Annotated in this window: 13 protein-coding genes; 6 read left to right on the plus strand and 7 right to left on the minus strand. The window is 67.3% G+C overall.

Annotated features, from left to right (window positions below; all coding sequences use genetic code 11):
- The first annotated feature begins 170 nt into the window (after positions 1-170).
- Both CFB82_RS36745 and CFB82_RS36750 read left to right on the plus strand, forming a co-directional pair.
- Complete coding sequence (locus tag CFB82_RS36745; RefSeq protein ID WP_256990654.1) at positions 171-560, plus strand: hypothetical protein; 390 nt, start codon at positions 171-173, stop codon at positions 558-560.
- An 85-nt stretch (positions 561-645) separates the two neighbouring features.
- Entirely contained in the window at positions 646-2,058 is a 1,413-nt protein-coding gene (locus tag CFB82_RS36750; RefSeq protein WP_089487253.1) for a 3-deoxy-D-arabino-heptulosonate 7-phosphate synthase, read from the plus strand.
- A 45-nt stretch (positions 2,059-2,103) separates the two neighbouring features.
- Here CFB82_RS36750 and CFB82_RS36755 read toward each other — a convergent pair whose 3' ends face one another.
- The 3 genes from CFB82_RS36755 to CFB82_RS36765 all read right to left on the minus strand — a co-directional run bounded on the left by CFB82_RS36755 (position 2,104) and on the right by CFB82_RS36765 (position 5,178).
- A complete protein-coding gene (locus CFB82_RS36755; RefSeq protein WP_069249420.1) occupies positions 2,104-3,156 on the minus strand; it encodes a helix-turn-helix domain-containing protein in 1,053 nt (350 codons plus the stop codon).
- A gap of 148 nt (positions 3,157-3,304) precedes the next feature.
- Positions 3,305-3,640 carry a hypothetical protein gene (locus tag CFB82_RS36760; RefSeq protein WP_069249419.1) on the minus strand — a complete coding sequence of 112 codons (336 nt, stop codon included), beginning with the start codon at positions 3,638-3,640 and terminating at the stop codon, positions 3,305-3,307.
- Positions 3,641-3,672: 32 nt separating this feature from the next.
- A complete protein-coding gene (locus CFB82_RS36765; protein WP_069249418.1) occupies positions 3,673-5,178 on the minus strand; it encodes a hypothetical protein in 1,506 nt (501 codons plus the stop codon).
- A gap of 453 nt (positions 5,179-5,631) precedes the next feature.
- On the opposite strand from CFB82_RS36765, the gene CFB82_RS36770 reads away from it, so the two are divergent.
- Both CFB82_RS36770 and CFB82_RS36775 read left to right on the plus strand, forming a co-directional pair.
- A complete protein-coding gene (locus CFB82_RS36770) occupies positions 5,632-7,803 on the plus strand; it encodes a hypothetical protein (protein ID WP_089487254.1) in 2,172 nt (723 codons plus the stop codon).
- A gap of 16 nt (positions 7,804-7,819) precedes the next feature.
- Complete coding sequence (locus CFB82_RS36775) at positions 7,820-8,527, plus strand: DUF3142 domain-containing protein (protein WP_089487537.1); 708 nt, start codon at positions 7,820-7,822, stop codon at positions 8,525-8,527.
- A 43-nt stretch (positions 8,528-8,570) separates the two neighbouring features.
- Here CFB82_RS36775 and CFB82_RS36780 read toward each other — a convergent pair whose 3' ends face one another.
- Complete coding sequence (locus CFB82_RS36780) at positions 8,571-8,945, minus strand: gamma-glutamylcyclotransferase family protein (RefSeq protein WP_089487255.1); 375 nt, start codon at positions 8,943-8,945, stop codon at positions 8,571-8,573.
- 58 nt (positions 8,946-9,003) lie between these two features.
- Positions 9,004-9,654 (minus strand): LysE family translocator, encoded by a 651-nt coding sequence (locus CFB82_RS36785; protein ID WP_089487256.1) that lies wholly within the window; start codon positions 9,652-9,654, stop codon positions 9,004-9,006.
- 165 nt (positions 9,655-9,819) lie between these two features.
- On the opposite strand from CFB82_RS36785, the gene CFB82_RS36790 reads away from it, so the two are divergent.
- A complete protein-coding gene (locus CFB82_RS36790) occupies positions 9,820-10,740 on the plus strand; it encodes a LysR substrate-binding domain-containing protein (protein ID WP_089487257.1) in 921 nt (306 codons plus the stop codon).
- 91 nt (positions 10,741-10,831) lie between these two features.
- Here CFB82_RS36790 and CFB82_RS36795 read toward each other — a convergent pair whose 3' ends face one another.
- Positions 10,832-11,668, minus strand: coding sequence for an alpha/beta fold hydrolase (locus tag CFB82_RS36795; RefSeq protein ID WP_089487258.1), 837 nt, complete (start codon positions 11,666-11,668; stop codon positions 10,832-10,834).
- Positions 11,669-11,809: 141 nt separating this feature from the next.
- On the opposite strand from CFB82_RS36795, the gene CFB82_RS36800 reads away from it, so the two are divergent.
- A complete protein-coding gene (locus CFB82_RS36800; protein ID WP_089487259.1) occupies positions 11,810-12,352 on the plus strand; it encodes a GNAT family N-acetyltransferase in 543 nt (180 codons plus the stop codon).
- Positions 12,353-12,434: 82 nt separating this feature from the next.
- On the opposite strand, the gene CFB82_RS36805 is transcribed toward CFB82_RS36800, so the two are convergent.
- Complete coding sequence (locus tag CFB82_RS36805) at positions 12,435-13,265, minus strand: oxidoreductase (protein ID WP_089487260.1); 831 nt, start codon at positions 13,263-13,265, stop codon at positions 12,435-12,437.
- Positions 13,266-13,317 lie beyond the last annotated feature (52 nt).

The raw sequence follows: 13,317 nt of genomic DNA on the forward strand, positions 1-13,317 counted from the left end.
GTCACGCACGGCTTCGACCACCGTCTTCCTCAGGTACGCCTGCGTCGCCTGATCCAACTTTCGGGCATCAGTTTTCGTCTTCATACCCGTATAACGCACCACGAACTATTTGGTGCACTCGTCAGTATCTCCGGCGACTGCGGCAACTTGCCGAGCCCGATCCGGGTACAGTGCTCGACATCAACGACTTCCATTGGTCGCAAACCTGGACGCTGATAGAGATTGCGTCCAAGCCGCTCCCGCACAATCGAGGTGGACTCATCACGATTCATCGCACCTCGTATGACAATGCGGCACAGCTGACGTTTAACTCGTCATCATGGAATGGTCAAAACAGTGGGCGCGAATACGAGGCCACTGCAGTCGTACGGGCCGACGGCAAGGCATTTCACGTTTCCTCCGATGGCTGCCAGCTCGATTTCGCGATCCACGGTGCACAGATGGTGGTCGAGCAGCGCGGCCAATGCGGGAGCGTGCTTGGTCATGGTCGTGACGTCGACTTTCAAGGCACGTATATCGACGAGGAGCATGCGCCGAACAAAAGCTTCGTGTTTGAATGATCGCCCAAACGGCAGGCCTTGACATCACCGCGTGCATCGGCCCGTCCCGTCGCACACGCGCACCGCTTACACGCCGATACCGACCATGTCGCTGACACCGCTTCCCGCCCTGCTCGACGAAATCCTGCACACCGTCGCGCGCCGCTACCGGCTGCCGCCGCTCGACAGCACGCTGTCGCCGGCCGACGCCGCGAACCCGGCCGCCACGCTCGCGATCGTGATCGAGGAAGCGCGCCGGATGCGAAGCGACGGACGGACGCCCGACGCGGCGCTACGGCAGCGCTTCATCGACGCCCTCGCGCGGATGATCCGCGATGCAATGGACACGCACGCCGGCGATCCCGCTTTTCAGGCCGCGGTGCTGCGGCACGATGCGCCGAGCGTGCGCGAATACGCGTCGTTGTCCGCGCACGCCGAGCAGGACCGTCGCGCGCTGCACTCGGCCGTCAACGCGATCGCGCACCCGGCCAAGCTCGAGCGCAGCGCCCGCCCCTGGCAACGCGACGGGCTCGCGCGGCTGCATGCGGCCGCCACCGCCGCGTCGTGGGCCGACCTGCACGACACGCTGCTGCACCTGCTCTCCCTGCCCGACATGGCGACCGACGCCGCGTTCGAGCAGGACATCGTCAAGCTGAAAGACAGCCCCGCGCTCGAACGCATGCTGCGCGTCGCCGCACTGGCATCGGACGAGCACGTGCGTCGCTACCGGGCGCTGTGGGTGCGCCAGGGCCCGCTCGAAGGCAGCACCGTCGCCGTCGCGCAGGGCGTCGCGTCGCAGCAGCGCGGCGCGGCCGTCGAAGCGCTGGCCGCGCAGGCGCTCGACGCGCTGGCGCGCCGGCTCGACGCCGTCGACGCACGCCGCACGTACCGGGTGGTGACGTCGATGCGCGTGCCGTCATCGATTCCGGGCCGCCACGATCGCGCGAAAACCGAATGGGACGCGATCCTGCTCGAACGCCCGCGCGGCGATGACCCGGCGCCCGTGTGGAACGTGCGCTTCCTCGTCGAAGCGAAAGCATCCGCGGATGCCGCGACGACCGATCTGCCGCGGCTGCTGCGCGGCCTGAACCTGCTCGCGCAGGCCGACCCGGACACGCTCTATGCGTTCGAGACGCACCAGGGCACGGTGCGCGTGCACGGCGCGTCGCTGCGCGCACTGACTACCGATGAAGCGACGCTGCCACGCGAAGTGCTCTATTGCTGCGATGCATCCGCCGACACGACGCCGCGCCTGCTGGGCGCCGCCAGCCGGATGCAGTTGCTGTCGGCACAGGCGAGCCTCGAATACGCGAGCGCGCTCGCGCAGCGGCCGGATGCCGATCCGGACGGCCTCGGTGTGGTCTGGCACGCGCTGCTGACGCTGCCGCAATGGCATGCGGTGCTGCACCAGTACCCGTCGTTGCGGCAGGTCCGCGAGCTGATGGTGGCGATCGACGACTTGCGGGCTGCGATCGACGATGTCGATGAAGGCGGTGTGGCGAGCAGCGCGTACGCGTGACGCACGACACGAACCGCCGTGCGGCGGCCGGCATGCCCCGCCCGCTCAGTTGGTGAGCACGCCGAACGGCAACGTCCATCCTGTCAGGCGGCCGCCGTCCGCCCATCGATCCTCGGCCACATCGCATGGCAGCAGCACCGGCGCGGTCGCGCATTCGAGCGTTTCCTTCGGCGTGTGGCCGAACTCCGCCTTGAACAGCCGGTGGAAATACTTCTCGTCGGGAAAGCCGTGCGCCCACGCGATTTCCGCGATGCGCCGATGCCGGCGCTGCGGGTCGCCCAGCACGTGGTACGCATGGCGCAGCCGCCGGCGCGTGATCTGCCGCATCACGCCGCCGTCTTCCTTGAACAGCTGGTAGAGCCGCGCTCTCGACACGCCGATGTCGCGGCAGATCCGGTCGGGATCGAGGTCGGGCTCCAGCAGATGCACGTCGATGTAGCGCCGGACCCGCTCGGCCAGCGCCCCGTCGATCGGGCCGCGTGCGTCGTTCAGCGCCTGCGTGGTGGGTGAAATGGCCGCGGCCAGCAGCAGCAACATCGATTGCACGATGCTCGGGATCTCGTGCGTGCGCAGAGTCGGCAGGTTGCGGAACAGCGACAGCATGTGGTCGCCCAGCAGCCGCCCCACGCCGCTCGTCAGCGTCTGGCCGTGCGCCTGTGCGGCATGGCTCGGCAGCAGGTACCTCGGCACGACCAGGCTGATCACGTCGCCGGCCTCGACTCGGCAGTCGTTGACCTGCGCGACGTCGTAGACGAACACGTCGCCGGCGCGCTTGACCAGTTCGGGCCCGCCGGTGTGGCTGGCCAGCCGCCCGCCGAGCAACAATGTGAAGCGGATCGAATCCTGGCCGTCGAGCCGGATTCGCCGTGTGGTGCGATTGACCCGATAGGCCGGTGCGCGCGACCGCCATTGCCGGCCCGACAGGATCAGCGGGCCGAGCGCCGCGCCGCTCGCTTCCGCGTCGAACGCGCCGTGGCCGCCGTCGTCATCCAGACGGTAGTCGCACAGCATGTCCTTGACCCAAACGTGGAACCGGTCCCGCTCGGGGTAGTCGATCGTGCGAAACTTGAAAACAGGGACGAATGCCGCTTGATCCATGACAGTTTTTTTGTCGAGCCGACACGGGAGGATAGATCGGTTCGTCGATTATCGGACCAAATTGCGCCGGCGCAAGGCCGGCGCGGCATGTCGTCCACACAAGCGGCCGACCGGCGCCCTGCGACGGGCGCCGTCGATCTCGCGGCCATCAGCGTTGCGGATGGCATTCCCAGTTGTTGTACGTCGGCCGATCGATCGGCGTGAGCCCCGGAATCATGAACACCGTACAGCCGAAACGCCGCCCCTTGCCGGTCGTCGCGTCGTAACCCACCTTCTGGCCGCCCAGCCCGTCCTTCTTCCCGTACTGCACGTTGGCGATCGTGATCTCGTCCGACGACGCGAGGCCGAGCGTCTTCGCGGTCGACGTCTGCACGTCGACCATGTTCATCTGCGTCGAACCGCACGCGGACAACACGAGGCCGGCGGCCGCCGCGCCCAGCGCGGTCCGCAAGGTAACAACGGTGCACTGCAAGACTTGCTTCATGGCTTCTCCTTCGAATGCCCGACGCGACACGATTACGAGCCCGGCGTATAAAAACTGGACTGGATCTGGCTGCCGATGTTCGCGGCAAACCCCTGCCAGACGAGCGCCATCGCCCCCGCCGCGTTGACGGCCAGCGCCGGCCACGTTCCATCCTGCGGATCCGCCGTCGACGTGCTCCATGCGCCGTTCCGGTAGCCGGCCACGAGGAGGACCGACGCGTTCGGCGTGCCCGTGTCCTCCCAGGCGACCGTCACGTTGCCGGCCGGGTCGATCACCAGCGGCGGGTACTGGAGCGCCGCCCCGTTCAGGTGTTCCGTCAGCTTCTGCAGCGGCCCCCAGTTTCCGCTGGCGTCCGACACGCTCGCCTGCAGCACCGCGCCGCCTTCCGCCCACATCGCGGCGGCCACGCCGTTTTCGTTGACGGTCAGCATCGGCGTCGCGATGAAGCCCGTGGGCACCACGATCGCCGGGGCGACCGGCTGGGCGGGCTGCCATCCGGTTCCGGACACGTAGCGCTGCGACATCGTGGCGTTGTAGAGCTTGCCGCCCGTCACGTCGAGTTGCCCCCAGACCAGCGTGATGTTGCCCTTCGCGTCCATGCCGGCGACCGGCGAGATGATCGTCGTGAACAGGCTCGAGTTCGAGACGACCGGGTTGACGTTGGTCCAGCCGTTGGTCGCGTCGTACGTGGCCGTCCACAGCGCCGATTTCGTATGGTTGGTCTGCCGCCACGCGAGCACCGCCCGGCCGGACGACAGGACCGACAGCATCGGCCGCACGTTGTCGGTGTCGCCGGTCACGGCGTCCGGGCCGCTCTGCACCGGCATCTGGACCAGCGCCGTCGGCGACCACTGCCCGGCCTGCGTATAGCGCGTCCACGCGATGCGCGTATCGAGCAGGCTGATCGACTGCGTCCACGTGACGAGCGCGTTGCCCTGGCTGTCCATGCCGGCCGAATAGGACGACCCGGCCATGTCCGGCGCCAGCGTGACCGGCGTGCCCCAGCCGCTACCCGGGCTGTACGGGCGCGCCCACAACGCGTACGTGTTGGCGCCCGGCGTCCATTCGGTCCAGAACGCGACCGCCTGCCCGCTCGCATTGCCGACCAGTTTCGGCTGCACGCCGGTCAGCGTGTTCATCGCATGCGAACCGTCGCCCGTGTCGAGCCGCGTCGCACTGCCCCAGCCCGAGCCCGCCACACGGCGCGCGCCCCACATTTCGTTGCCGTTCGTGCCGGCCGGGCCATTGGTCATCCAGGTGGCGAGCGCGTTGCCGCTCGCGTCGATGGTCACGCTGGGCTGGCCCTCCGGCCCGCTGCCGTCCACGGCGGCAGCCTTCGACCAGCCGGCCTGCGGTTGCGTCGTCCCGCCGCCGCCCGTCGGCCCGCCGTTCGAGCCGCCACCGGGCGACGTCGGGCCGGAAGGTGAACCGGGCGTGTTCGGCGACGACGACGCGCCGCCGTTCGTGGCGACGTCGTCGCCGCCGCAGGCGGACAGTGCGAGCGCGACTGCCATGACCATCCATGTAATGGGTTTCATCGGAATCCTCTTATTTTCGTGTGCCGGCGCACTCTCGTCTGCCGTTCGCCTCACGATGCCTCGCATCGATCGGCCTATTGATAAGCAATACTATTGAACAGGCATGGAAACCGGCGTCCGCTCACCCTCAATCATGATCGACCCCGTCGTGCGGATCGATGCGAACGCCGCTTCCGGCAGACCGCCCCCGTCGGGCAGCGAGGACGACGACAGGTCGTCTATCGTCGGATGTCCGTCACTGCCGGCTGCATCTTAATTCAGGCGGTCCGGATTCAAGGTGGCGTTGCGTCTACAGTAAGTGGACTTCCATTTCGCCGGCCCGCATTCGATGCGGCGATCGGCCGGCCTGCGCGCTCGCGGCCGAAGCGACCGGTGCGGTACGATACGCGCCGGGGCGAAACGCCTCACCTGAGAGACCCGGCCGCTGCGGCCCCACACCCGGCACAAGAAGAAATGCCTAAAAGCCCATTGCTGCACCGACACCTGTTCGCCGCGCTGGCGGCCAGCCTGTTCTGGATTCCTGTCGCCCATGCCAGCGGCGACGACGGCTGCTATGCGCCGACCACGCTCCGGCAAAACACCTACTCCTGCGCCAACGTGCCGATGCTGAGCCCCGCCAACGACACGCGCATCAACGCGATGCTGATGATGGTCGACAGCGCCAAGGTCGCGCAGGCGTTTCCCGACCCGAAGACGATCCCGGCGAAAGACCGGATCAACCAGATCATCGTGCCGTTCCCGATGGACTTCTCCGGATGGATCTATATCGGGCAGAAGGAGCCCGACAAGACCGGCAGCGCAACGGATGCCGAAGCGCCGTCGAACCAGTACGCCGACGGCGAAGGCAGCATCTGCCGCAGCATGACCTCGGGCGCAGACGCATTCAACGACGCACTGGGCAGTGCCGGCGGCCTCCCCGCCGATGAAGCCGCGCGCCTGCGCGCGGCGCGTGCCGACATCGCGCAGAAGACCTGTGCCGCTGGCGGCGCGAGTGCCGCCTGGACGAAACCGCCGGTCAAGTCGCCGCTCGGCCAGCAGTTCGCCGCGTACCTGGACGGTACGAACGCGTTCTACCGCGCCGACTTCCTCACCGCGACCCGGGCCTTCGCGAGCGCGTCGCACAGCGCGAACCCGTGGCTGAAGGAAACCGGGCTCTATATGGCCGGGCGCGCGCAGTTGAACGCCGCGCAAGCCAACGTGTTCGACAACGACAGCCCCGCGCCGTCGCGCGGCCGCGTGACGAAGGTGTCGCTCGACGCCGCGAATACGGTGTTTCGCACTTACCTGAAGGTGTACCCGCAGGGCCGCTATGCGACCTCCGCAAACGGGCTGCTGCGGCGTGTCGCGTGGCTTGGCGGGAACGTCACGCAGCAGGCCGACCTGTACGGCCACGCGCTCGCGCGCTGGTCGCCGGCGACGTCGAACGTGCCGCTGATCCAGCTCGCGAACGAACTCGACAGCAAGCTGCTGTTCGGGTCGGAATTCGACGCGAGCCAGATCCAGTCGCCGACCGTGCTCGCGACCGTCGACCTGCTGCGCATGCGCACGTCGGAAAACAGCGACTCGAGCCGCGCCAAGCCGCTGACGCTGGACGACCTGCAGGCGCAGAAGCCGCGCTTCGCGAATGCACCCGCGCTCTACGACTACCTGCTCGCGACCTGGTACGTCCAGATCGGCCACAAACCGGACGCCGCGCTCGCGTTGCTGCCGCAGACGCCCGCGGAGCCGCTCGACTACTTCGGCCTGAGCCAGCAGGCGCTGCGCGGGTTCGCGCTGGAGGATAGCGGCCAGTCCGACAAGGCGCGCCAGCTGTGGCGCGACCTGATCCCGCTCGCGAAACTCCGCTTCCAGCGCGAAGCGCTGGAACTCGCGCTCGCGATCAACCTGGAGCAGGCCGGACTCGTCAACGACGTATTCGCCGACGATTCGCCCGTGCAGAACGCCGCGATCCGCGCCGTGCTGCTGCAACGCACGGCCAATGCGGACCTGCTGCGCGCCCAGGCGCAAAACCAGGCGACCGGCGGCGCGCTGCGCGACACCGCGCTGTACACGCTGCTGTACAAGGAGCTCACCCGCTCGCGTTACGCCGAGTTCATCGCCGATGCCGCGCTGGTGTCCGGCAAGCCGGCCGATCCGCTGAAGCCATTCATCGCAGCCGGCGCCAAAAATGAAGACGGCTATACGTGCCCGTCCGCGAGCGACATCGCCACGGTGCTCCAGCAGAATCCCGCCGATGCGAAAGGGCTGAACTGTCTCGCCGATTTCGTGCGCCTGCACCCGCCCGCGCCCGGCCTCGAAAGCGATCCGGTGCCGCCGTGGATGCGCAACGCGTCGACGACGGCCGCCACGCGCATCCCGCCGACGCTCGGCGGCGCGCCGTCGCAGTTCGCGGGCAAGCCGTTCGAGCGGATGTCGAGCTACGTGACGGTGATGGCCGATGCGCAGGCGAACCCGAACGACCGCGCCTACGCGTACTACCGTGCGATCAAGTGCTATGCACCGGGCGGCTCCAACGAATGCGGCGGCAAGGACGTGCCGAAGAACGTGCGCAAGCGCTGGTTCGATACGCTGAAGGCCAGCTACGCGGGCAGCCCGTGGGCGCAGAAGCTTCGCTACTACTGGTAAGCGCCGCGTGAAGCGTATCGCGCGCCTGGCGTGCATCGCACTGCTGCTGGCCGGACGCGTCGCACTGGCCGGCACCGTCGACGCCGCGCGGTACGACGCGTTCTGGTTGTGGGCAGGCGTGAAGCCGCAGGCGGTCGTGCATGGCGCACGTGCCGTCTACGTGCTGCAAGGGCAGATCGAGGCGTCGCCGCGGGACGAGTCGCAGGTCCGCGTGATCGCGCAGGGGGTGGCGCTGCCGCCCGCGCCGCAGGCGCGCGTGTGGCTCGTCTATCGCGCGCATACGCTGCGCTGGACGCCGCGCGTCACGCACATCATGCTCGCGCAGCTCACGCGCTGGCGCGCGTCGGGCCGCACGATCACCGGCATCCAGATCGACTTCGATGCGCGCACACGTCACCTGCAGGATTACCTCGAATTCCTGCGGTCGCTGCGCGAAACGCTGCCCGCCGATTGCCGGCTGAGCATCACCGGGCTGCTCGACTGGAGCAGCCGCATCGATACCGACCAGGTCAACCAGCTCAGGGGGATCGTCGACGAAGTGGTCGTGCAGACCTACCAGGGCCGCCGCACGATCCCCGACTATGCGGACTACCTGCCGCGCGTCGCGCGGCTGCAGTTGCCGTTTCGCATCGGCATCATCCAGGGCGGCGAATGGGACGCGCCGCCGTACCTCGCGACGAATCCGTGGTTCCGCGGCTACGTCGTGTTCCTGCGCAACGGCTAGCAGGCGAAGGCGCGACAGCGACGCGCCTGTCCGCGCGCCGGATTCAGGCCGGCCGCGGCGAAGTCGCGTCCACGTACACCCACGCGGCCACGCCCGATTCGAGCACCACGCGATCGCGGCGATATGCGTCGACTTCGTAGTCGTCCGCGTGTTGCAGTTCCCCCGGCGTGATCGCGAACACGGTGCCCGTGACACGATCACCGGACTGGCCGGTATAAGCCACCACCGGATGATGCGTCTTCCCGCTCGTCGCCACCACGTCCGGATCGTCGATCTTCAGCATCGTCATCGCGTAACCGGGCATCGCATCCTCGCGACCGTCGAGCTTGCGGCCGAAGGTCGCGAGCTGTACGGGCTCGAGTTGCAGCGTGCCATAGGAAAAGAGGTGTTCGGAGTAAGTCGCGGGGGTGCTGGACATGATCGAACTCGGTCAAAGAGTGGGAGCAAACGAAGCGTAACGCGGATCGCCGGCGGGCTTACGCGGCGCCCGCGATCGTGCTGCCGAGCCCGGCGAGCGCAATCACGAGCAGCGCGCCCGCCGACGACGCCGTGATCCAGCGCTGCTTGCGCTGAATCAGCGGGTGGTTGATCGCGGCCATGTAGCTGGTCAGGATCGTGAAATCGACCGCGATCCACAGTACGGCCAGGATGGCCAGGCTCACGCGCGAATCCGGCGTGATGCCGACGAACTGCGGAAAGAACGCGACGAAGAACAGCAGGTCCTTCGGATTCGCGATGCCGACGAGAAAGCCGCGCACGACGCCGGGCAAGCCTCGCGCCCCCGATGCCGGTTCGCGTTGCGCGACGTCATTGCCGTTGCGCGTCCGGCCGGCACGCCATTCGCCGAGCAGCGTCCGGATGGCCAGCACCGCGATGAACACGCAACCCGCCACGTGCAACCCGGTCAACAGGCGCTCGTTGACGAGCACGACGCCGAACACCATCAGCATCGCCCCCGCGATCATCACGAGGCTCGCGGCATTCGCGCCCACCGCGGTCAGCATGCCCTGGCGGAAGCCGCGCCGCGCGACGGTGCCGACCACGAGCATGACGACCGGGCCGGGCGTCGCGATGAGCAGCACGATCGCGGCGAGATAGGCGAACAGCAGCGGGTAATGAAGTGCCATGACAAAAAGTTGTTGGGTGAATTGACGCGCGTGCCCCCCACGGTGGCATCATCGTGCTTCAGCGCACCGGATTGCGCGGTTTTCTGAAGTATTCCGTACCCGGCGTGCTGTTGAAAAACGGAAAATCCTGCCGGATGACATGAGTTTTATTCACATTCAAAACCCGTGAAGGCCAAACCGCTCCCCCCTGTCTACGCGCTGCGCGCGTTCGAAAGCGCCGCGCGCACCGGCTCGTTTACGCTGGCCGCCGAGGAACTGAGCCTCACGCAAAGCGCGGTGAGCAAGCACGTGAAGACGCTCGAGGCGTACTTCGGCCGGAAACTGTTCGTCCGGCACGGCCCCAGAATGACCGTGACGGCGGAAGCGCACATCTTTGCGTCGGGCCTGCGGCGTGGCTTCCGGCAGATCGAGGAAGCGTGCGTGCTGTTCCAGTCGCGACGCGACGTGCTGCGGCTCAAGGCGCCGTCCACGCTCACGATGCGCTGGCTGCTCGACGCACTGGCCGCGTTTCGCGCTACGCGGCCCGCGTTCGAGGTGCAGATCGCGAGCGTGTGGATGGACGTCGATACCGTCGATTTCTTCAGCGAATCCTACGATTGCGCGATCCTGCTCGGCACAGGCAGGTTCGGCGAGGCCACGCAGTGCGTGAAGCTGTTCGACGAATGGCTGATTCCGGTGTGCTCGCGGGCGACCGCGACGGTCGCACGCACGAATCCGGCGGCGTGCGAGCTGATCCACCCGTCGCCCGACCGGCGCGACTGGCGCCGCTGGCTCAAGGGCAGCGGCCATGATCTCGAGGTGGACATCACGCGCGGGCAGGTGTTCGACATGCTCGAACAGGGGATCGCGGCGGCGATTGCCGGCCACGGCATTTCGATCGGCGATCTCGCGCTGTGTGCGACCGCCATCGACGAGAAGCAGCTCGTGCTGCCGTTCAAGACGGCCGTCAATACGGGGGACGCGTACTACCTCGTCTGGCCGGAAGACTCCGCCAAGGCTGCCCAGGTGCGCGAACTGCTCGCGTTCCTGGAGAGCCGGATGCCGCGGCTGACGTTTCCGGGCATCCGCTTCAACGGCCCGGGCTGAACCGCAGCGGCCGCGGGGCCGACAGCGCGACTGCGCGCCGCCGGCCCGCAATGGCGGCGCAGCCCGCCGAAGCGGGCCTGCGCTCACCCTGTTACGCCTGCACGAAAGCCAGCAGGTCGGCGTTGAGGACGTCCGCGTTGATCGTCAGCATCCCGTGCGAGTAGCCCGGGTACGTCTTCAGCGTGCCGTTCTTCAGCAGCTTGATCGACTTCAGCGCGGCATCCGCGATCGGCACGATCTGGTCGTCTTCGCCATGCAGCACGAGCGTCGGGACGGAGATCGACTTCAGGTCTTCGGTCTGGTCCGTTTCCGAAAACGCCTTGATGCCTTCGTAATGCGCCTTGGCGCTGCCTTCCATCCCCTGGCGCCACCAGTTGCGGATCACGCCCTGATGCACGGTTGCACCTTCGCGGTTGAACCCGTAGAACGGGCCGCTCGCCACATCGAGGAAGAACTGCGCGCGATTGTCGGCGAGCGCTTTGCGGAAGCCGTCGAACACTTCGATCGGCAAGCCTTCCGGGTTCGATGCGGTTTTCACCATCAGCGGCGGCACCGCGCTGACCAGCACCGCCTTCGCGACGCGACCGGCCGGCTCGCCATGCTTCGCGACGTAGCGCGCGACTTCGCCGCCACCGGTCGAGTGGCCGACGTGCACCGCATTGCGCAGGTCGAGCGCTTCGACGACCGCGAAAGCGTCCGCCGCGTAATGATCCATGTCATGACCGTCCGACACCTGCGCCGACCGGCCGTGGCCGCGCCGATCGTGCGCCACGACGCGATAGCCCTTCTGGACGAAGAAGAGCATCTGCGCATCCCAGTCGTCCGCGGACAACGGCCAGCCATGATGGAAGACGATGGGCTGCGCGTCCTTCGGGCCCCAATCCTTGTAGAAAATCTCGACGTGATCCTTCGTTGTGACGGTTGGCATCTCGATGGACTCCGGTAAGGTGGATGAGCTCGGCGCTGTGGCCGGTAGCCATTATCGGACAGGTTTGTTAAACGATGATGCCAAGTTGCGAATGACCGTCGACAATGTCGTCGACGTGGATGAACCCTCGAGGTGCGAACGATGGCGCTGCGCGCTGACCCGATTCACATCGAATCGGACCGACTTTCGATCAAGCCGTTTTCTGCCGGCGACGCCGGTGCGGCGTTTCCGTGCATCACACCGACCCTGACGCGCTTCATGGCCTGGGAGCCGCCTCCCGACCGCGCCGGCTTCGATCGCATCTGGCGCGCGTGGCTGCCTTCTATCGCGGACGGGAGCGACTTCGTCTTCACGGTCCGCCAACGCGACTGCGGAATGTTCCTGGGCCTGGCCGGCCTTCATCACGTCACGATTGCCGGTGCGGAACTCGGTGTCTGGATTCGCGAGGACCGCCATCGCGAAGGCATCGGCCGTGAAGCGGTCGGTCTCGTCGTCGAATGGGCATGCGCGACGCTCGGCATTCGACGCTTCACCTATCCGGTTGCCGAAGCCAACGAACCCAGCCGCCGCATCGCGGAATCGCTGGGCGGCACGGTCGTGCAGCGTGGCGAAACGCCCAAATACCCGTCGGTCACCTACCTGATATTGCGAGACACGGCCATCGCCGATCGCGGCAACGCGTAGCGCGCCGGCGGCTGAGCAACCGCGCCGAAACCCGCACAGCGGCGGCCCAACGCCGCGTTCGCGTGCCCGTTCGCGCCGCACGTCAACCATCCGTCGACACCGTCACGGCCTCCCACGCGCGAATTTCCGCGTCCAGTGCAGCCAATTTTCCACGTACCAGCCGCAGCGCATCGCTGCCGAGCAGCAGGTGCGCGGGCGGACGTTCCGCGGCAATCACCGCGAGCATCGCCCGCGCAGCCTTCGCGGGATCGCCCAACTGCTTGCCGCTCTTCTCTTCACGCGCCTGGCGGATCGGATCGAAGAGCGCGTCGTAATCCGCGATCGAGCGCGGCGTGCGCGCCATCGAGCGGCCGGCCCAGTCGGTGCGGAACGAACCCGGCGCCACGGCCGTCACCGCGATGCCGAACGGCTCCAGCTCCTTGCCGACGGTTTCGGTGATACCTTCCAGCGCGAACTTGCTGCCGCAGTAGTAAGCGATGCCCGGCATCGTGATGTGGCCGCCCATCGACGTGATGTTGAGGATGTGGCCACGCCGCCGTTCGCGCATAGTCGGTATGACCGCCTTCATCATCGCGACCGCGCCGAATACGTTCACGTCGAACTGCCGGCGCATCTCCGCGAGCGGCGCCTCTTCCATGATCCCTTCGTGCCCGTAGCCGGCGTTGTTCACCAGGACGTCGACGGGCCCGACGTTCGCCTCGATTTCCGCCACGACGCCGTCGATGCGATCGAAGTCGGTCACGTCGAGCACCCGCGCGAAGGCCTGCGCGGACAGCGCGTCGAAATCCTGCGCCGCCTGCGCGCTTCGCACGGTGCCGACCACCGTGTAACCCGCCGCGAGGGCCGCCTGCGCGAGCGCGCGGCCAAAGCCGCTGCTGACACCGGTAATGAGCATGAGCTTGCCGGATGCCATTTGAGCTTCTCCCGAATGTCGATTGGAGCGTGCATACTAGTCTGACGAACCA

It is taken from the genome of Burkholderia sp. HI2714 (assembly GCF_002223085.1).
GTDB classification, from domain to species: Bacteria; Pseudomonadota; Gammaproteobacteria; order Burkholderiales; family Burkholderiaceae; genus Burkholderia; species Burkholderia lata_D.

What these genes read in the sequence shown, in the direction of transcription:
- CFB82_RS36750 (WP_089487253.1), top strand. Translation starts at nt 646, where the DNA reads ATGTCGCTGACACCGCTTCCCGCCCTGCTCGACGAAATCCTGCACACC.
- CFB82_RS36755 (WP_069249420.1), bottom strand. Translation starts at nt 3,156, where the DNA reads ATGGATCAAGCGGCATTCGTCCCTGTTTTCAAGTTTCGCACGATCGAC.
- CFB82_RS36760 (WP_069249419.1), bottom strand. Translation starts at nt 3,640, where the DNA reads ATGAAGCAAGTCTTGCAGTGCACCGTTGTTACCTTGCGGACCGCGCTG.
- CFB82_RS36765 (WP_069249418.1), bottom strand. Translation starts at nt 5,178, where the DNA reads ATGAAACCCATTACATGGATGGTCATGGCAGTCGCGCTCGCACTGTCC.
- CFB82_RS36770 (WP_089487254.1), top strand. Translation starts at nt 5,632, where the DNA reads ATGCCTAAAAGCCCATTGCTGCACCGACACCTGTTCGCCGCGCTGGCG.
- CFB82_RS36780 (WP_089487255.1), bottom strand. Translation starts at nt 8,945, where the DNA reads ATGTCCAGCACCCCCGCGACTTACTCCGAACACCTCTTTTCCTATGGC.
- CFB82_RS36785 (WP_089487256.1), bottom strand. Translation starts at nt 9,654, where the DNA reads ATGGCACTTCATTACCCGCTGCTGTTCGCCTATCTCGCCGCGATCGTG.
- CFB82_RS36795 (WP_089487258.1), bottom strand. Translation starts at nt 11,668, where the DNA reads ATGCCAACCGTCACAACGAAGGATCACGTCGAGATTTTCTACAAGGAT.
- CFB82_RS36800 (WP_089487259.1), top strand. Translation starts at nt 11,810, where the DNA reads ATGGCGCTGCGCGCTGACCCGATTCACATCGAATCGGACCGACTTTCG.
- CFB82_RS36805 (WP_089487260.1), bottom strand. Translation starts at nt 13,265, where the DNA reads ATGGCATCCGGCAAGCTCATGCTCATTACCGGTGTCAGCAGCGGCTTT.